Here is a 19199-nt window from a genome sequence, read left to right as displayed (position 1 = left end):
GAGTACCGACTACTCGGGCGGATGTTCCCACGCGTCCCTATTGTTTCTAGCAGCACGCACGGAGCGTGCAGGCATTCAACGGGATGCCATCTGTCACGAAGCTGGACGGTGGAGATGGTGCACAGTTGGGGCGCGTCATGTGCCAACGATCCGGGTGCGCGGATTTCATCTATTGAAAGGGCCGGCCAGAACGCAGAAGTCGTGGGAACAACAGGGATCCCGGGACTGGAAATTCCAATGCTCATTGAGGAGTGAAGAATGAAGCGAATACTGGCCGCGGCTGCTGTTGCGGGCATGGTTTTCCTCGGCGGGGCCATGCCCGCCAGCGCTGCCCCGCCCGCCGGACAGCTTTGTCCGGAATGGGATTCGGGCCGGATTGATGTCACCGGAAGCCAGACGTCGATCACCTTGACGGCGCCGGCCGGCATGGTCATCACCGCAACCTGCGTCAAGGCGGGCTCGGCGAACCAGGGCCTCGGTGCGGAAATCACCTACTACGATCCCGGAGTCACCAGCGTGACCATCTGGCACACCTCCGGCAAGGACCTCTCGCACTACTCAGTCATGTACGGTCCGGGCGGTCCCTCCAGCTAGGTCGGACACGGCTGAGAGAAAATGGAAGCTTCCGCGGGCCCTCCCGTGGAGGCTTCCATATTTAACCCGGCTGCGCTAAATACCTCGGGATTCCGGGCTGAAACCGCTGCCTGGAAAGCGAAAATGTTTTCTTGGACACACTATTCGTTGAAGCCGTGTACTATGCCCTAAACTCCTTCACTGAGGTGCCGGAATGGCACTGTGCAGCAACGAAAGCGAACCACACTCATGGCTACCGATTACGACGCCCCACGCAAGACCGAAGAAGAGTCTCCCGCCGAATCGCTTGAGGCCCTTCAGGCGTCCCGCGGCGCCGGTGCCCAGACGGCTGTCATCGATGTTGACGAGAACGACACAGCTGAGGGCATCGACCTTCCCGGCGCCGATCTTTCCGGCGAAGAACTGACAGTTGTCGTCGTCCCTGAGCAGTCCGATGAATTCACCTGTTCGTCCTGCTTCCTGGTCCGTCACCGCTCGCAGATCGCGCTGGAGAAGAACGGCCTCAAGTACTGCTACGACTGCGAAGGCTAAGCCCTCGCACGACTGAGCAAGCCCCGTCTGCCGGACTGTCGGCCAGGCGGGGCTTCTTTTTGTGCCTGGCTCCTTTTCTTGCGCCGATCGATGGGCAATGAGGTCTTGAATTACCCCTGGCAGGCTCCTACCCTCAAGAAACAAGCGTTCGAGGTTTCACGCGCCGGGGGTGAACGCCATGTGGCAGAACATCGTGCCCTTGACCGTCCTCCAGCGTGCCCTGCGTATCCTCCTCGGTTCCCTTTTTGTCGCTGTCGCCTGGGTCTTCGTCAGCGCCGCATCAAGCTTCGCCTCCGACCTTTCCTCCGTGGTTTCTGACACGATCCGGACGGTTCAGGACAACGAACCGGCGTCGAAGGACCCCGTCGCCGACGGCGCGTCGACCGTGGCCGGGCATCCCCCGGCCCGCGTGACTTCCTTGGCGGACACCTCGCTCGCCGCGGTCGAAACCACCACCCGGAATCTGAGCTCTACCGCGGCATCGGTGACTCCAACACGGGCGCAGGCCATCTCCAAGCCGCTTGCCGCCGTCGTGGATTCCGTCGTCCATCACGCTGCCACGGCTGTGAAACCGGTCCTCACCACAGTGGCGTCCCTGCCGGCCCGCGTTGCTGGCGGTGTCGTCCCGTATGTGGTGACGGTGCCCGCTTTGCCGGCAGCCGCAGCCAAGCCTGCCGTGGAAACCGCACCCGCGGGCACGGAGCACGTTGCTCCGCCGTCGGGGCCTGCCCTCGGTGCGGTGCAGGGCCCGGGCGCCCGCTTCCTGGTCACACAGCACGTCGACAGCCGGGCCCCTGCTTCAGGGAACCCGTCCGCAATGGCGGCGCCGGGTCCGGCAGGCCGCCCCGGCGGCCCATCTTCGCCGTCGTCACCCGCAACCGGAGTGGGCGGCGCCGCAGGCTCCGGGGGACCGAGCACCCAACAGCTCGCCGGAACCATCGATATTTTCGCCGTGCCGTTCACCCCGGCCAGCGAGCTCAGGACCCGCTCGAGCGGACCTGACCCACGCGCCCTCAATCGCCACCCCGGTTTTTCTCCTGACTGAATGATCGCCCGCGGTCCGCTGTGGCCGCATCAGCCATGCCTGCCTGAGCAAGGCGGACGATCATTCACGCTCATTTCAGGAGAAGAACGACATGCAAAACTTCATGCGCAGGGGCCTTTACGGCGCCCTGCTTGCAGGCGGAGTCATGCTCGTCGGGGCGGCCGCGGCTTCCGCTGCGGATGCCACCGATAACCAGGAGGGAACCAGCAACCTGCAGGTAACCCTTGGCGCAACGGCTCCGGAACAACAGTCCGACGGCGCTGTGAGCCTCCGGCTCGGAACGCTTGGAACAGGAACGTCATCGCCGTCGGCGAGCCAGCCCACAACCGCGGTGGTTTCGCTCAATAGCCTGGCAGCCCCCACGGGCACCCCGGCTATCACCACATCCGGGACGCAGGCCGGGCCTGCCGACGTGACGGTGTCGCTGGGTACGTTGGATGCCGGGACGGCGGATCCGGCGGCGGGTGCCACCGGGACGCATGCCGGGCCTGCCGATGTGACGGTGTCGCTGGGTACGTTGGGTGCCGGGACGGCCGGCACGAAGCCAGGCACAGCCGTTGCAGCGCCAACAGCCGGGACGGCAACGGTCTCGCTGGGTAACGTGGCAGTGCCTACCGCTGGCACGCCGCGGGTACCGGCGCTTGGCACGGGGACGCTTGGCAACCTCGGTGGCGCGGGGACAAGCGTACTCGGCACTTCGGGACTCCTTGGTAAGACGGGGATCCTCGGCACGGGTGTCCCCGGCAATCCCGGGGGAACCACGGCCCGCGTTCCCGGCGGCAGGACTGTCCCCGGGAACCTTGACGGAACCGGGCTCGGCGTTCTTCGCAACGCCGACGTCCTCGGCGAGGCAGGGATCCTCGGCACGGGCGTCCTCGGCCTTGGCAGGACGGGCGCCTTGGGTAGCACGAAGCTGCCCGGCAATGCAGCTGTCCTGGGCACGGGACTCCTTGGCAACACGGCAATCCTTGGCACCGCCAACTCCGGCGGAAAACAGAATGGTGGCGCTGGCAACGCGAACGGTGCTGTTCCCGCCGTGGTTCGATTCCTCAACGGCCTGCTGGGGGATCTCAGCGCAGGGCGCAGTGATGGTGGGGCCGCTGGCGGCACCGGCGGAGAGCCGGGATCGGGCAACGGATCTGCTCCGGGGGTTGATGTTGTAGTCGACGGCGGCACGAAGGGTTCCGGGTCCACGAATGGCTCGGGATCCGGTGCCGTTGCGGCAACTCCCGTTGCGGCAACTCCCCTTGGCCTGTGCACAGCGCTCGCTGCGTCGCTTGCCCAGCCCCTTGGCGCCGACCTATTGGCCCTCCTGATGGGCCTGCTTGTCGGGTTCGTGGTGCTGAGCGCATTGGCCAAGCGGGTGAAGCCGTTCGCGGGCTTTGCCAAGGCGGCCCGGTAATCCACATACGGTGGCCAGGCCGGTGAGGCCGCCCCGTTGCTGGGGGACGGGGTACCCTCGCCGGCATGGCCGGTATGGACAGCAAGCGGAAGGAGGAGGGGCGGCACCGGACCGCAAGCCGGCGGGCCGGTGCCGTTATCCCGCATAACGAACGGGGTTTTGAAAGCCCCGCAGGAGCCTGGAAAACGGCCAATCCAAGCCCTCCGGGATGACACTCCGTGACCGGTCCGCGGAACGTCTAACGGTTCTGCGCCGAAGCGGATACGAGCCGTTATTACGGGCCAAAACGCTCCTACCCTTGAGGTATCAATCACTCAAGGGAGGTGGCCCGAAATGAAAAAGGTCTACACCTGGCTCGCAGCTCTGCTCATGGCTGCCGGTCTTGGTCTCATCGCTCCGGGGCCCGCTTCGGCGGCCTCATATTGCGGACTCGTCTGGGGGTCGTTGGCCAAGACCAACGCCGCGATGTCCGGTGCACAAGTAACAAACGTCAGAACAGGTCAACAGCCCTGCTACGACCGACTGGTGATCGACCTCAACGGCAAAGTGGCCGGGTACACGGTCAAGTATGTTTCCCAGGTGGTCCAGGACGGCTCCGGCCTTCCCGTGCCGCTGCGCGGCGGTGCCTTCATCCAGGTCACCGTCAACGCCCCGGCATACAACAGCAGCGGACAACCGACGTACAACCCAGTCAACAAGAAGGAATTGACCAACGTCTCCGGGTACCAGACCTTCCGGCAGGTGGCCTGGGCGGGCAGCTTCGAGGGCTACACCACGGTGGGTCTCGGGGTGCGGGCACGGCTGCCGTTCCGCGTCTTTACCTTGGCCGGACCGGGAACGGGTTCACGGCTGGTGGTGGATGTGGCTCACTTCTGGTGAGCCGCGGCCCGGCGAAGGGGTGAGCCGCTAGGCCCGCCGCCGGAGGCATGGCACAGAAGAAGCCCTGGCCCGGAAATCCGGACCAGGGCTTCTTTGCGGGCCGCGCTTCAGGCCGCGCGGCCCGTTCCGACGCTCCGCTCAGACGTCGAAAGCTACTCGGGGACCACCAGCGCGGGAGTGTCCTTGCGGATGGTCTCTCCCTTGAAGAAGCCGGGGTGCAGCCGGGCCATGACCAGCATGACCACGACACCCAGGGCCAGGATGCCGATGCCGAGGATGAACACCAGGCCCACGCCGCCGATTTCGGAGCCGCTTCCGAACTCCGGTGCCCAGCTGTCCACGGCCGTCTGGAAGAACACCAGTGTCAGCACCAGGCCGCCCAGCAGGGGGAAGAGCAGCCGCATGAAGAAGTTGCGCACGCTGGAGAACAGGCTCTTGCGGAAGTACCAGGTGCAGGCGAAGGCGGTGAGTGCGTAGTAGAAGCAGATCATGAGCCCAAGGGCCATGATGGTGTCGTTCAGGACGTTCTCGCTGACCACCTTCATCACTGCGTAGAAGCCGCCGGAAATCGCGCCCGCCGCAATGGTCGCATAGCCGGGGGTGCCGAAGCGCTTGCTTACTGCCGAAAGGTTCTTCGGCAGCGCGCCGTAGTGGCTCATGGCCAGGAGGCTGCGTGCCGGGGATGCCATGGTGGACTGCAGCGAGGAGGCGGTGCCGGACAGCACGGCCAGGGACATCAGGATGGCGAGGGGGCCCATCACGGGCGAGGCCAGGGCCGCGAAGATGTTCGACTGATTGTCCGGGTTGTTCAGGCCGATGCCGTCGCTTCCGATGCCTGCGACCATCATGGTTGCCACGATGACGGCGATGTAGAGCCCGAGGACGGCTACCGCGGTGGTGGTTCCCGCCTTGCCGGCGGTGCCCTTTCCGCCCTTGGTCTCTTCGTTCAGGGTCAGGCAGACGTCCCAGCCCCAATAGACGAACACGGCAAGGGACATGCCCGCGGCGAGCTGTTCGAAGCTGCCGATCTTGGCGGGGTTGAACCAGTCCCAGCTGAAGGCAATGGCGGTAGGGGTGTCGCCCGAGGCTGCGTGGGCGATGGCCATGACAATGAAAAGGCCGAGGACGACGATCTGGAAGCCGACCATGCTGTACTGCACCAGCTTGGTGGCCTGCAAGCCCCGGTAGCTGACCCACACGGCCAATGCCACGAACGCCAGGCAGGTTGCGATGTTCAGTGCCGTGTTGGTGGAGAGGTCCGCCAGTTCCGGGTTTCCGAACACCTGAGCGAGGAACAGGTAGAAGAAGTCCACTGCCACGCCGGCCAGGTTGGAGAGGACGATGATGTTGGCGGCCAGGAGGCCCCATCCACCCATCCAACCGACCCACGGGCCGAAGGCCTTGGTGGCCCAGGTGAAAGTGGTGCCGCTGTCCGGGGAATCGGCATTGAGTTCCCGGTAGGCGAAGGCCATGAGGATCATGGGAATGAACGCAAGGATGAAGATTGCGGGCAACTGCAGTCCGACGGCGTCCGCGGCCGGGCCGAGCGAACTGGTCAGGCTGTACGCCGGGGCAACGGAGGAGATGCCGAGGACGACGACGGCGAGCAGGCCGAGCTGCCCGGTCTTCAGTCCCTTGCCGCTGATCTTATGTACGGAGCTGGCGGCGTTGCCGTCGCGATTGATTGTCTGGCTCATGTGGGCCCTTTCTAGCTGGCCGGGCGTGGTCGGGGGAGGACGAAGATTGCCGCTCGGCCATTGAGACAAGAATCACTAAATGAATAGCGTTCATTTAGTATGGACGCAGAGCGGCCCCAATGCAAGCTGGATCACTTTTTTGTTTTGTTGGTTGGGTTCCGCGCGGTTGCGAAGCGGGATGTGGAGCGGCTCGGAGCGGGCTTCCGCCCCGGAGCCGCGCCTAGTTTTCCACGGGGAAGGCCACACCTTCACCCACCACGCGCAGGCACAGTTCTGTGCCCGGCTTCGTGATGGAGGCGTTCCAGTGCCGGATGGTGATGACTTCCCCGCCGCCGGGGAAGCGGTGGTCGGAACCGGCGCCAGGCTTGGGAGCCAGCCGGATCCGGACGGTGGTTTCCGGGCCGAAGTAGTCGGTGTCCACTACCACGCCGCGGATCGGGCCGTCGGGTGCGATCCGGATCTGTTCCGGCCGGAGCATCAGCTGTACGGCACCCTGGGCCGGGGGGCGGCGGACCGGGATTCCGCCCAGCGAGCAGGTCGCCAGCGAGCCTTCCATCCAGGCGTCCAGGATGACCGCGTCGCCGAGGAATTCCGCGGTGGCGCGGTCTGCGGGCCGGGTGTAGACCACGAAGGGGTTGCCGATCTGGGCCAGCGTTCCGCCGCGCATGATCGCCACCTGGTCGGCGAAGGACAGTGCCTCGGCCTGGTCATGGGTGACCAGGATAGTAGTGACTCCGGCCTCGTTCAGTACGTTGGCCACGGCCCGGCGGGTGGCGACCCGGAGGCCGGCATCCAGTGCGGAGAACGGCTCGTCGAGCAGCATCAGCTCGGGTTTGCGCGCCAGTGCCCGGGCAAGGGCGATGCGCTGCTGCTGGCCGCCGGACAGCTGGTGCGGGCGGCGTTTCGCCATCGCGGGGTCGAGGGAAACCATGTCGAGCAGCTCGGCGACCCGGTCACGCACGGCCCGGCGGCCGCCGTCGAGCGCTGAGTGGTCAAGGCCGAAGGCAATGTTCTGCCCCACCGTCAGGTGCGGGAACAGTGCGCCGTCCTGCGCTACATATCCCACGTGCCGCTTATGGGCCGGCTGCCAGGCGCCGTTGCCGGCCACTTGCCGGCCGTTGAGGCTGATCGATCCGGTGTCAGGGTACTCGAAGCCCGCGATCAGGCGCAGGAGGGTGGTCTTGCCCGATCCCGAGGGGCCGACGATCGCGGTGGTTCCGCCCTTGGCAACGGATAGGTTGACGCCCTTGAGTACGGCCTGGGCACCGAAGTTCTTGGTGACGTCGATGATCTCCAGGTGCGGATCTGTGGTCGAGGCGATGGCCGGGGCGATACGGGGAGCGGGAAGGAGGGAAGGGGATTGTTCGGTCACTGTCCGGCCACTTTCTTGGACTGTTGGAAGAGCAGGTAAGTCATGGGTGCCGAGAGCAGGATCATCAGCAGCGCGTAGGGGGCGGCGCCGGAGTAGTCGATCTCGCTGCTCTTGCTCCAGAATTCCGTGGCCAGCGTGCTGGTGCCGTTGGGGGACAGGAGCAGGGTCGCCGTCAGCTCATTCACGATGCCGAGGAACACCAGCGCTGCGCCGCCGGCGGCGGCCGGTGCGCTCAGGCGCAGGGTGACCTTCAGGAATGCCAACCAAGGGGATTTTCCGAGCGAACGGGCCGCCTCGTCGAGTTCCTTGGGTGCCTGGGCCAGCCCGGAGCGCAGGTTCACCAGGGAGCGGGGCAGGAACAGCAGCACGTAGGCGGCGATGAGGAGCCCGGAGGTTTGGTAGACGCCGGGCAGCAGCCTGATGCTGATGGTCACGAACGCCAGGCCCACCACGATTCCGGGCAGTGAACTGGTGACGTAGTTGGAGAGCTCGAGTGCCTTGCTGAACCAGCCGGGGTTCCGGACCGCAAGGTACGCCAGGGGGAACGCCACCACGGTGGTCACGAGGGCGCCGGTGAGCCCGTAGGCGAGGGTTTGGAGCAGCGCGGGAATGAACTCGGCGGCATCCCAGATCGCGCTTCCGCCAAGCAGGACCCAGCGCAGAACCAGCCAGCACGGCAGACCGAAAGCGAGCACGGTGAGGGCCAGCAGGGCCAGTTGGGAAGGCAGTTGGAAAACGCCGAGGCGCAGGCGGGTGGGCTTGGCCTGGGCGCCCGAACCGATGCGGGCATAGCGGGCGGTGCCGCGGCTGCGGACCTCCACCACCAGCAGGCCCAGGCAGAACAGCACCAGCACGCTCGCCAGCATGTTTCCCGCGGTGCCATTGAAGGTTGACTGGAACTGGGTCATGATCGCCGTGGTGAAGGTGTCGAAGCGGATCATCGCGAAGGCGCCGTATTCGGCCAGCAGGTGGAGGGCCACCAGCAGCGCCCCGCCGGTCATGGCGATCCTCAGCTGGGGCAGCACCACCCGGAAGAACACCGCCCAGGGGCCAAGTCCCAGGGAGGCTGCGGACTGTTCAATTGCAGGGTCGAGCCGGCCCAGCATCGCGGCTGCCGGAATGTAGACCAGAGGGAAGTAGGACAGGGTCGCGATCAGGACACCGGACCAGATGCCTTCCAGCGACGGCACCGCGGAGACCCAGGCGTAGCTGTTGACGAAGGCCGGGATGGCCAGCGGCGCGGCCAAGGCGACAGCCCACACGCGATGCCCGCGCAGTGCTGTCCGCTCCACCAGCCAGGCCCCGCCGACGCCCAGCACCAGGGACAGCGGAACCGTGATGAGGATCAGCAGGATCGTGTTCCCCAGCAGTTCACCCACCCTCGGCCGGAAGATCAGCCCGGCGGCGGTGTCCCAGCCGGTGGCCGCCGTCATGTAGGCGACGTAGCCCAGCGGCAGGAGCGAGAAAAGTGCGATCAGGACCGCAATGACGGAAAGGGCTGGAACGCCGAAAGGCGGGCGAGGGCGCTTGCCCTTGCCCGCCGTCGTCGTGCTCCCCTGGGAAACGGAAGCCGATGGAACGGTACTCACGGAATTAGAGGAGTCCTGCCTCGGTCATCATGTCGGTGACCTTCTTGGAGTTCAGTTTGGCCGGATCAACGGTGGGGGCCTGGAGTTCCTTGACCGGGACGAGCTTCCCGTTGGCCGCGACACCGGACGCGATGGCGTACTCGAAGGAGGTGCCGTCGCGGAGGATCTCCTGGCCCTTCTTGCCGGTGATGAACTTCAGGAAGGCCTGCGCCTTCGCCGCGTTCTTGGAGGACTTCAGCACGCCGCCGCCGGAGATGGAGAGGAAGGCGCCCGGGTCCTGGTTCTTGAAGTAGTACGGGGTGACGTTCTTGGAGTCATCGCCGGTCTTCGCCTGGTCGCCGTAGTAGTAATAGTGGTAGATCAGGGCGGCATCCACTTCGCCGGAGTTGACGGCCTTCATGGCGGTCTTGTTGCCCTTGTATTCCTTGGCATTCTCCTTCATGCCCTTGAGCCATTCCTTGGTGGCGGCTTCGCCCTTGAGTTCGAGCAGGGCGGAGATGATCGCCTGGAAGTCGGCGCCCGACGGGGAAGCGGACCACTTGCCCTTCCACTCCGGCTTGGCCAGGTCCAGCATCGACTTGGGCAGCTTGTCCTCGCTGATCTTGTTCTTGTCATAGACCAGCACAGTGGAGCGCGCAGCGATGCCGGTCCATTTGCCCGTGGAGGGGCGGAAGTTGGCGGGCACCTGGGCGAGGGTGGCCTTGTCGACGTCGGCGAAGAGGCCGGCGTTCTCCACCTGCGCCATGGCGGGGGAGTTCTCGGTCAGGAAGACGTCCGCGGGGGAGGCTGCGCCCTCCTGGATGATCTGGTTGGACATTTCGGTGTCCGAACCCTGGCGCAGCGTGACCGTGATGCCGGTCTCCTTGGTGAACTCCTCGACCCATTCCTTGGTCAGGCTCTCGTGCTGGGCGTTGTAGACCGTGATGTCGGTGGGACCGGCCGGGCTGCTGCTCTCTGCGGACGGGGTGGAGCCGCCACAAGCGGCCAGGCTGAGGGCAGCGGCGGCGGCAAGGGCAATGCCGGCCAGCGCGTTCTTGCGGATCATGGATGCTACTTTCTGCGAACAGGAGCCGTGGGGTTTGCGAAGCCAAGGAAGACCGCCCGAAATTAGGGTAGCCAAACCTTTGAACCCATCAAGCATGCCCCATGTTCGCCGGAATCGCACATATTACGCAAAACCAATGTGACGTAAATACCTCCGGGTCGCTCAGGAGTGCGTGGGTTCCTCCACCAGTGCCGTGGCGATGCTGTCCGCGTCCTCGAGCGCCGCGAGGTAGCGTTCGGCATCCAAGGCAGCGGCGCATCCGCTGCCCGCGGCCGTGATGGCCTGCCGGTAGCGGTGGTCCACGGCGTCGCCGCAGGCAAAGACGCCGCGGAGGTTGGTGACCGTGGTGGGCGAGACCACCTTGATGTAGCCTTCGGCGTCCAGGTCCACCTGGCCCGTCAGCAGTTCGGTGCGTGGCACGTGGCCGATGGCCACGAAGATCCCCGTGGCGGCGTGTTCCCGTTTTTCCCCGCTGCGGGTATCGCTCAGAGTGACGCCGGTGACCTTGGCGTTGCCGTGGATGGCGGAGACGGCGGAGTTCCAGGCGAAGCTGATCTTGGGGTTGTCCTTGGCACGCTGGGCCATGATCCGGGACGCGCGCAGTTCCTCGCGCCGCACGACGACGGTCACGGACTTCGCGAAGCGCGTCAGGAAGGTGGCCTCCTCCATGGCGGAGTCGCCGCCGCCCACCACGATGATGTCCTGTTCCCGAAAGAAGAATCCGTCGCAGGTGGCGCACCAGGAGACCCCGTGGCCGCTGAGCCTCTTCTCCTCCGGCAGGCCCAGTTCCTTGTAGGCCGAGCCGGTGGCAAGGATGACAGCGGGCGCCTCGTGGGTGTCCCCGGCTCCCGTGACCACGCGCTTGAGGTGGCCCGTCAGCTCCACCGACACGGCGTCGTCGAACACTATCCTGGCGCCGAATTTCTCCGCCTGTTCCTGGAGTCCGTCCATCAGTTCTGGGCCCTGGATGCCGCCCGGAAACCCAGGAAAGTTCTCCACCTCGGTGGTGTTCATCAGGGCGCCGCCGGCGGTGACGGAGCCGGCGACGACGAGCGGTTCCAGCCCGGCACGGGCGGCGTAGATGGCGGCGGTGTAGCCGGCGGGGCCGGACCCGATGATGATCAGCTGTTCGGTGCTCATGGTGCCAGTGGAGCAAGAACCGGGCGTCCGATCAAGGGGCGGGGCGGATGCCGTTGCAAGCCCTTGACATCCGGGAGGAAAAGCAAATACTTAAGTATGTGCTTAACAATCAGGGAGAGGCGGATCTCGACGCCGTTTTCCACGCCCTCGCCGATCCCACCCGGCGGGCCATCGTGTCCCGGCTTTGCGAGTCGCCTGCGCCGGTCTCGGAGCTCGCGAAACCCTTCGCGATGAGCCTGCCGGCGATTGTGCAGCACCTCCAGGTCCTGGAGCGCAGCGGGCTGGTGCGGAGCGAGAAGATCGGCCGGGTCCGCAGCTGCAGCGTCGTCCCCGCGGTTGTCCGCTCGGCCGAAGCCTGGCTTGGCCTCCGCCGGACCGGCGCCGAGCGGCGCCTGGACCGGCTCGGGAAGTTCCTGGAAGGCAGCAACGAAGAAAGCAACGAAGGCAGCACCCAACTCAAGGAGTAGGACATGAGCATCACCCACGCCAGCTTCAGCCTCGAGCGCCGGCTGAACGCCCCCGTATCCCGCGTCTGGACCGCCTTCGCGGACAGCGCGAGCAAGAAGAAATGGTTCACTGGCCCGGCGGAGTGGGTCCGGGGCGAATCCAGCCTGGACTTCCGCGAAGGCGGCACCGAGACGGACAGCGGAGGACCCGAGGGTGGCTTCGTCTCCACGATGAAGGCCGTCTACCACGACATCGTGGAGAACGAGCGGATCGTCTACAGCTACGAAATGCTGCTGGACGGTGAACGCATGTCCGTTTCGCTGTCCACCATCGAACTGGAGCCCGACGGCGACGGCACCCGCCTGACGCTGACCGAACAGGGCGCCTACTTCACGGACGAGGACCATGTGGAGGGCCGCAAGGAAGGGACCGAAGGCCTGCTGGACGCCTTGCAGGCGTTCGTCGAAGCCGGGTGACGCGCTCCCGTGCGTGGCGGGCCGCGGCGGGTGGGGGATGATGTAAACCATGCCGCGTAAACCCATTGCCCGGGACGCCGTCCTGGATGCTTTCGAAGCCCTCCTGATCGACGAGGGGGAGCGGGCCGCCACCCTTGACGCCGTTGCCAAGCGCGCCGGCGTCTCCAAGGGCGGCCTGCTCTACCACTTTCCCAACAAGGAGGCGATGATCGGCGCCCTCCTCGAGCGGCTCGACCGGCTGGCCGAGGCGGATATCGACGCGATGAAGTCGGCCCCGGAGGGTGCGGCTGTGTACTTCATCAAGTCCTCGCTTTGGGACGATACGCCCATGGACCGGGTGTTCGTGGCGGCGACCAGGCTCGCCGAAGTGGCGCACGAGGAGACGCGCCGGCGCTTCGCGGGAATCCAGCAGCAATGGCTGGACGTGCTGGCCGGGGAGATCGGGCCGGAGCTGGCCAAAGCCGTCCGCTACATGGGCGACGGACTGTACTTCAACGCCATGCTCGAAGGCAGCCACGGGGGTGCTGCCGCCCATCGGCAGGCCGATGTCGAGGCCCTGATTGCCGCCGTCGAGATCCTCCGCAAGGGCTGACCGGGCCGCGGGCAGCTGCCCCGGCGAGGTGGCAGCCGGAGACATTTGCGAACCGGTCCGCTCCATAGGACAATTGAGCCTTGTGGCAACCATCACCGGTTGCCGCGCGCAGCAAAGACACAAATGAATATGCCTCTGATCTGCGGCGGGAGAGTCCTGCAGACACGTGATGCAGGCGCCGTAGGAGCAAATCCTCCCCAGGAATCTCTCAGGCCCATGTACCGCCGCAGCAAGGCAACTCTGGAAAGCAGCACGCTGTCCCTGCGGGACAAAGGGCTCACCGACGGTGCAAGCAGACTCGTCTGCGGAATCTCTCAGGTCCAAGACAGAGCGGGGAGGAACCCAACCACTGTGGCGTACCCAGCGCCCCCTTCGTCAATGGAGTTCCTTCGTGACTGTTAGTTCAGCATCAACCGCCTTCGTGGACCGGCATATCGGCGCCCGCCGCCAGGCCGATATCGACCACATGCTCAAGACCGTCGGCTACGACACCGTCGACTCGCTGGTGGACACTGCGGTTCCCAACGACATCCGCCAGGAATCCCCCCTCTCCCTCGGCAAGGCCCTGAGCGAGGTCGAGGTCCTGGCCGAGCTGCGCAGGCTCGCCGCCAAGAACAAGACCGCCGTGCAAATGATCGGCCAGGGCTACTACGACACCGTGACCCCTCCGGTGATCCGCCGCAACATCCTCGAAGCCCCGGCATGGTACACCGCCTACACGCCGTACCAGCCGGAAATCTCCCAGGGCCGCCTCGAAGCCCTGCTGAACTTCCAGACCATGGTGGAAGACCTCACCGGCCTGCCCATCGCCAACGCCTCCCTCCTCGACGAAGCCACCGCCGTGGCCGAGGCCGTGCTGCTGATGCGCCGCGCCAACAAGAACAAGTCCGCAGTTGCCGGCAAGACCGTTGTGGATGCGGACGTCCTGCCGCAGACCATCGCGATCGTGCAGGGCCGCGCCGAGGCGCTCGGCTTCGAGGTCGAGGTCGCCGACCTTTCCCAGGGCCTGCCCGACGGCGACATCAACGGCATCGTCTTGCAGCAGCCCGGCGTGTCCGGCCGGGTCTGGGACCAGGGCGCCGTGATCGCCGCCGCCAAGGAACGCGGCGCCCTCGTCACCGTCGCCGCCGACCTGCTGGCCCTGACCCTCATCACCCCTCCGGGTGAGCAGGGCGCCGACATCGCCGTCGGCACGGCCCAGCGCTTCGGTGTCCCGCTGTTCTTCGGCGGCCCGCACGCCGCCTACATGGCCGTGCACAAGGGCTTGGAGCGCCAGCTCCCGGGCCGCATCGTGGGCGTGTCCAAGGACAACGCGGGCGTCCCGGCCTACCGCCTGGCCCTGCAGACCCGCGAGCAGCACATCCGCCGCGAGAAGGCCACCTCCAACATCTGCACCGCGCAGGCACTGCTGGCCATCACCGCCTCGATGTACGCCGTCTACCACGGCCCCGACGGACTGAAGGCCATCGCCGAAACCGTGCACGGCCACGCCCGCACCCTGGCCGCCACCCTGCAGGCCGCCGGCCGGGAACTGGTCAGCGGGTCCTTCTTCGACACCATCACGGTCAAGGTGCCCGGCAAGGCCGGGCAGGTCATTGCCGCCGCCGAAGCCCGCGGCATCAACCTGCGCCGGATCGACGCCGACACCGTCGGTGTTTCCGTGGATGAAACCACGACGCCGGAGGTCCTCTCCGCGGTCGCCGTCGCCTTCGGTGCCGGCCCCCTGGCTTCCCCCGCCGAAGGTGACGCCTCCGGGCTCGAGCTGCCCGCCGCCGTCGTGCGCAGCTCCGACTACCTGCAGCACCCGGTGTTCAACACCCACCGCTCGGAAACGCAGCTGCTGCGCTACATCCGCAAGCTCTCCGACCGGGACCTGGCGCTGGACCGCACCATGATCCCGCTGGGTTCGTGCACCATGAAGCTGAACGCCACCGCCGAGATGGAAGCAATCTCCTGGCCGGAATTCGCCTCGATCCACCCCTTCGCCCCGGAATCCCAGACTGCCGGCTGGCGTGAACTGATCGAAGGTCTGGAAGCGGACCTGTCCACCATTACCGGCTACGACCAGGTCTCCATCCAGCCCAACGCCGGCTCCCAGGGCGAGCTCGCGGGCCTGCTGGCCATCCGCGGCTACCACCTCTCCCGCGGCGACGAGCAGCGCAACGTCTGCCTCATCCCGGCTTCGGCCCACGGCACCAACGCCGCCTCTGCCGTCCTGGCCGGCATGAAGGTCGTAGTGGTCGCCACCACGGCCGAGGGCCTCATCGACCACGATGACCTGCAGGCCAAGATCGGTGCCAACAAGGACGTGCTGTCCTGCATCATGATCACCTACCCGTCCACGCACGGCGTGTACGACGGGGACGTCCGTGAAGTCTGCGACGCCGTGCACGAGGCCGGCGGCCAGGTGTACGTCGACGGCGCCAACCTCAACGCCCTGGTGGGCCTGGCCCAGCCAGGCAAGTTCGGCGGCGACGTCTCGCACCTGAACCTGCACAAGACCTTCTGCATCCCGCACGGCGGCGGCGGCCCGGGCGTGGGCCCGGTCGCGGCCAAGGCGCACCTGGCTCCGTTCATGCCAGGCGACGCCACCAAGGCCGCACACGAGGAAGGCCACGGCGTGGCGATCTCCGCCTCCCGCTACGGCTCCGCCGGCGTGCTGCCGATTTCCTGGGCGTACGTGAAGCTCATGGGCGGCGAAGGCCTCACCGAAGCCACCAAGTCCGCGCTGCTGGCCGCCAACTACGTGGCCGCCCGCCTCAACGAGTACTTCCCGGTCCTGTACAGCGGCGAAGGCGGACTCGTGGCCCACGAGTGCATCCTGGACCTGCGTGAACTGACCGCCCGCACCGGCGTCACCGCCGAAGACGTGGCCAAGCGCCTCATCGACTTCGGCTTCCACGCACCCACCCTGGCCTTCCCCGTGGCCGGCACCCTGATGGTCGAACCCACCGAGTCCGAAGACCTCGGCGAGATCGACCGCTTCATCGAGGCCATGATCACGATCCGCGCCGAGATCGAGCAGGTTGCCGCCGGCGACTTCACGGTGGAGGACTCCCCGCTGCGCAACGCACCGCACACCGCGGCCGCCGTCGTGTCGTCGGACTGGAAGCGTGAATACCCGCGCGAGCAGGCCGTCTTCCCGGTCAAGTCGCTCAAGCAGGACAAGTACTTCCCGCCGGTCGGACGCATCGACGGTGCAGCAGGGGACCGCAACCTGGTCTGCTCCTGCCCGCCGATCTCTGAGTTCGAGAACTAAGTCCGCGCCGACTCCCTAAGGACATTCACATGAGCAAGCACACTGCCCTTTACGGCACGCACGAAGCACTCGGGGCTTCCTTCACGGACTTCGGCGGCTGGCAGATGCCGTTGAAGTACTCCTCCGAACTGGCCGAGCACCACGCCGTCCGCCAGGCCGCCGGCCTGTTCGACCTCTCCCACATGGGCGAGGTCTGGGTCACCGGTCCGGACGCCGGCGCGTTCCTGGACTACGCGCTGGTGGGCAAGCTGTCCGCGATCGCGGACGGCAAGGCGAAGTACTCGCTGATCTGCAACGCCGACGGCGGCATCATCGATGACCTCCTCACCTACCGATTCGGTCCGGAGAAGTACCTCGTGGTTCCCAACGCGGGCAACGCGCCCACCGTCGCTGCCGAATTGGCACAGCGCGCCGAAGGCTTCGACGTCGTCGTGGAGAACGTCTCCGAGGCCATGTCCCTGATCGCCGTGCAGGGCCCGAACGCCGAGGCCATCCTGCTCAAGCTCACGGACGATGCCCAGCATGACCTGGTCAGCGGGCTGAAGTACTACGCCTTCGACGAGGTCACCGTTGCCGGGCACGACGTTATCCTGGCCCGCACCGGTTACACCGGCGAGGACGGCTTCGAACTGTTCCTGCCCAACGAAGGCGCCGCTGCGCTGTGGGCCTCGATCAGCGAAGCGGGCGCCGGGCTGGGCCTGATTCCGTGCGGCCTTGCCTGCCGCGACTCGCTGCGCCTGGAGGCCGGCATGCCGCTCTACGGCAACGAGCTCTCCCTCGAAGGCAACCCCTTCGCAGCCGGCCTCGGCCCTGTGGTGGCACTGTCCAAGGAAGGCGACTTCGTGGGCAAGGAAGCGTTGGCTGCCCTCAAGGCAGCCGGCGCAGGGACCACTTCGGGCCGCCGGCTCGTTGGCCTGAAGGGCCTGGGCCGCCGTGCCGCCCGCAGCCACTACCCGGTGCTGAAGGACGGCGCCGTGATCGGCGAGGTAACCTCCGGCCAGCCCTCCCCGACGCTCGGGTACCCGGTCGCGATGGCGTATGTCGACGTCGAGCATTCCGAGATCGGCACCGCCCTGGAAGCCGAGCTGCGCGGCAAGGTCGAGGCCTTCGAAGTCATCGCGCTGCCGTTCTACAAGCGCGCCAAGTAAGGTTGGGCGCCGGACGGAAGATCCGGCCGGCGCCCCCGCCCCTTGATTCTCAGACAACTGATTTTCCAGACAACGAAACGTAAGGAATGAACATGGCAAAAGTTGCAGCAGGACTCCAGTACTCGGAGGAACACGAATGGGTTGCCCGCGAAGACGGCAACGTTGTGTCCGTAGGAATCTCCGCCGTGGCCACTGACGCCCTCGGTGACATCGTCTACGTCGACCTGCCCGAGGTCGGCTCCACCGTGACCGCCGGCGAAACCTGCGGCGAGGTCGAGTCCACCAAGTCCGTCTCCGACCTGTACTCCCCGGTGACCGGCGAGGTCACGGAACTGAACACCACCGCCGTCGACGACCCCGCCGTGATCAACAGCGACCCCTACGGTTCCGGTTGGCTCTTCAAGGTGGCGGCCGTGTCCGACGGCCCGCTGCTCTCCGCCGAAGAATACGCTGCCAAGAACGGAGGCGAACTGTGAGCACCGCTGCAGGAACCACCGCATTCGACCAGGTCGTCTCCCCGTCCCTCGACGCCCTGCTGTCCGAACTCGACCCGGAAATCGCCGCGAAGATCGACGACGAGCTGGGCCGCCAGCGCGGCGGCCTGGAAATGATCGCCTCGGAGAACCACACCGCCGTCGCCGTGATGCAGGCGCAGGGTTCGGTCCTGACCAACAAGTACGCCGAGGGTTACCCGGGCAAGCGCTACTACGGCGGCTGCGAGCACGTGGATGTCATCGAACAGCTCGCCATCGACCGCGTCAAGGCCCTGTTCGGCGCCGAGTACGCCAACGTGCAGCCGCACTCCGGCGCGCAGGCCAACGCCTCCGTGATGCACGCCCTGATCAAGCCTGGCGACACCATCATGGGCCTGAACCTGGCCCACGGCGGCCACCTGACCCACGGCATGCGCATCAACTTCTCCGGCAAGCTGTACAACGTGGTGCCCTACGGCGTGCGCGAAGACACCCACACGGTGGACATGGCCGAGGTCGAGGCCCTGGCGCTGGAGCACAAGCCGGCCCTGATCGTTGCCGGCTGGTCCGCCTACTCCCGCCAGTTGGACTTCGCCGAGTTCCGCCGCATCGCGGACCTGGTGGGCGCCTACCTGATGGTGGACATGGCGCACTTCGCCGGCCTGGTGGCAGCAGGGCTGCACCCGAGCCCGGTCCCGCATGCCCACGTCACCACCTCCACCACGCACAAGACCCTCGCCGGTCCGCGCGGCGGAATCATCCTGAGCAACGACGCCGAGATCGCCAAGAAGATCAACAGCGCCGTCTTCCCGGGACAGCAGGGCGGCCCGCTGGAGCACGTGATCGCAGGCAAGGCCGTGGCCTTCAAGATCGCCGCGTCGGAAGAGTTCAAGGAGCGCCAGTCCCGCGTGCTGGCCGGTTCCCGGATCCTGGCCGAGCGCCTGGTCCAGCCGGACGTCGCGGCCAAGGGCATCTCCGTGGTGTCCGGCGGCACCGACGTGCACCTGGTCCTGGTGGACCTGCGCAACTGCGAACTCGACGGCCAGCAGGCCGAAGACCGGCTCGCCGCGATTGACATCACCGTCAACCGCAACGCCGTGCCGTTCGACCCGCGCCCGCCGATGGTCACCTCCGGACTGCGGATCGGCACCCCGGCCCTGGCCACCCGCGGCTTCGGCGAAGCGGCCTTCCGTGAAGTCGCGGATATCATCGCCGAAGCGCTGATCGCCGACGCCGGTGCCGACCTCTCCGGTCTGCGTCACCGTGTTGAGGTCCTCGCCGAAGCACACCCGCTTTACCCGGCTGTCAGCAACCTCGGCTGACACCACCCCTTTCAAGCCAACAGCATGCCGTTCCAAACAGCGCGCTGCTGGCAAACCGCTGGGCCGGCATCCGGCAGCGGGCGTCCAAGGGAGCATCACGTCCGCGCAGCGGGCGTCCATGCGTCCGAGCCCGCAGAGGATGCCGGTTCAGCGGAACCCGAGAAGTAACCACCTAGTTAGGAACCGAC

At 66.4% G+C, this 19199-nt stretch carries 17 protein-coding genes and 2 riboswitches; of the genes, 12 read left to right on the top strand and 5 right to left on the bottom strand.

All coding sequences use genetic code 11. The annotated features are described in order from the left end of the window. Positions 1-258: 258 nt before the first annotated feature. The 5 genes from DWV11_RS12445 to DWV11_RS12425 all read left to right on the top strand — a co-directional run bounded on the left by DWV11_RS12445 (position 259) and on the right by DWV11_RS12425 (position 4451). Positions 259-594: a hypothetical protein gene (locus tag DWV11_RS12445; protein ID WP_115789242.1), complete on the top strand. Its 336-nt coding sequence runs from the start codon at positions 259-261 to the stop codon at positions 592-594. A 228-nt stretch (positions 595-822) separates the two neighbouring features. Next, positions 823-1125 (top strand): DUF4193 domain-containing protein, encoded by a 303-nt coding sequence (locus DWV11_RS12440; protein WP_115789241.1) that lies wholly within the window; start codon positions 823-825, stop codon positions 1123-1125. A 178-nt stretch (positions 1126-1303) separates the two neighbouring features. Continuing rightward, positions 1304-2170, top strand: coding sequence for a hypothetical protein (locus DWV11_RS12435; protein WP_136017903.1), 867 nt, complete (start codon positions 1304-1306; stop codon positions 2168-2170). Positions 2171-2261: 91 nt separating this feature from the next. Next, on the top strand, positions 2262-3572 hold the full coding sequence (locus DWV11_RS12430) for a hypothetical protein (protein ID WP_115789239.1): 1311 nt from the start codon (positions 2262-2264) through the stop codon (positions 3570-3572). Positions 3573-3905: 333 nt separating this feature from the next. After that, positions 3906-4451, top strand: a complete 546-nt coding sequence (locus DWV11_RS12425) for an AMIN-like domain-containing (lipo)protein (protein ID WP_115789238.1) — start codon at positions 3906-3908, stop codon at positions 4449-4451. 152 nt (positions 4452-4603) lie between these two features. Here the strand turns inward: DWV11_RS12425 and DWV11_RS12420 are convergent, their stop codons facing one another. From DWV11_RS12420 to trxB, 5 genes are all read right to left on the bottom strand, one after another. Beyond that, positions 4604-6148, bottom strand: a complete 1545-nt coding sequence (locus tag DWV11_RS12420) for an APC family permease (protein ID WP_115789237.1) — start codon at positions 6146-6148, stop codon at positions 4604-4606. Between the two features lie 220 nt (positions 6149-6368). Then, a complete protein-coding gene (locus DWV11_RS12415; RefSeq protein WP_210725734.1) occupies positions 6369-7520 on the bottom strand; it encodes an ABC transporter ATP-binding protein in 1152 nt (383 codons plus the stop codon). Beyond that, a complete protein-coding gene (locus tag DWV11_RS12410; RefSeq protein ID WP_115789236.1) occupies positions 7517-9109 on the bottom strand; it encodes an ABC transporter permease in 1593 nt (530 codons plus the stop codon). Before DWV11_RS12410 ends, DWV11_RS12415 begins: the two co-directional genes overlap by 4 nt. A gap of 4 nt (positions 9110-9113) precedes the next feature. After that, complete coding sequence (locus DWV11_RS12405) at positions 9114-10154, bottom strand: iron ABC transporter substrate-binding protein (protein WP_115789235.1); 1041 nt, start codon at positions 10152-10154, stop codon at positions 9114-9116. 162 nt (positions 10155-10316) lie between these two features. Next, positions 10317-11294 (bottom strand): thioredoxin-disulfide reductase, encoded by a 978-nt coding sequence (gene trxB, locus DWV11_RS12400; protein WP_115789234.1) that lies wholly within the window; start codon positions 11292-11294, stop codon positions 10317-10319. A gap of 98 nt (positions 11295-11392) precedes the next feature. On the opposite strand from trxB, the gene DWV11_RS12395 reads away from it, so the two are divergent. The 7 genes from DWV11_RS12395 (at position 11393) to glyA (ending at position 19011) form a co-directional block, all read left to right on the top strand. Next, positions 11393-11761, top strand: a complete 369-nt coding sequence (locus DWV11_RS12395) for an ArsR/SmtB family transcription factor (RefSeq protein WP_245953593.1) — start codon at positions 11393-11395, stop codon at positions 11759-11761. A gap of 3 nt (positions 11762-11764) precedes the next feature. Beyond that, on the top strand, positions 11765-12217 hold the full coding sequence (locus DWV11_RS12390; protein WP_115789232.1) for an SRPBCC family protein: 453 nt from the start codon (positions 11765-11767) through the stop codon (positions 12215-12217). Positions 12218-12266: 49 nt separating this feature from the next. Next, on the top strand, positions 12267-12809 hold the full coding sequence (locus tag DWV11_RS12385) for a TetR/AcrR family transcriptional regulator (protein WP_115789231.1): 543 nt from the start codon (positions 12267-12269) through the stop codon (positions 12807-12809). 136 nt (positions 12810-12945) lie between these two features. Then, a riboswitch (glycine riboswitch) is annotated at positions 12946-13043 on the top strand. Position 13044: 1 nt separating this feature from the next. After that, positions 13045-13148, top strand: a riboswitch (glycine riboswitch). Positions 13149-13200: 52 nt separating this feature from the next. After that, on the top strand, positions 13201-16068 hold the full coding sequence (gene gcvP / locus DWV11_RS12380) for an aminomethyl-transferring glycine dehydrogenase (protein WP_115789230.1): 2868 nt from the start codon (positions 13201-13203) through the stop codon (positions 16066-16068). Positions 16069-16097: 29 nt separating this feature from the next. Continuing rightward, complete coding sequence (gene gcvT / locus DWV11_RS12375; protein ID WP_115789229.1) at positions 16098-17216, top strand: glycine cleavage system aminomethyltransferase GcvT; 1119 nt, start codon at positions 16098-16100, stop codon at positions 17214-17216. A 92-nt stretch (positions 17217-17308) separates the two neighbouring features. Continuing rightward, positions 17309-17692: a glycine cleavage system protein GcvH gene (gene gcvH, locus DWV11_RS12370; protein WP_115789228.1), complete on the top strand. Its 384-nt coding sequence runs from the start codon at positions 17309-17311 to the stop codon at positions 17690-17692. Then, entirely contained in the window at positions 17689-19011 is a 1323-nt protein-coding gene (gene glyA / locus DWV11_RS12365) for a serine hydroxymethyltransferase (RefSeq protein WP_115789227.1), read from the top strand. Before gcvH ends, glyA begins: the two co-directional genes overlap by 4 nt. Positions 19012-19199: the final 188 nt, after the last annotated feature.

Source organism: Arthrobacter silvisoli (assembly GCF_003369445.1).
Taxonomy (GTDB): Bacteria; Actinomycetota; Actinomycetes; order Actinomycetales; family Micrococcaceae; genus Arthrobacter; species Arthrobacter silvisoli.
This window is presented reverse-complemented; position numbering and strand designations above follow the sequence as displayed.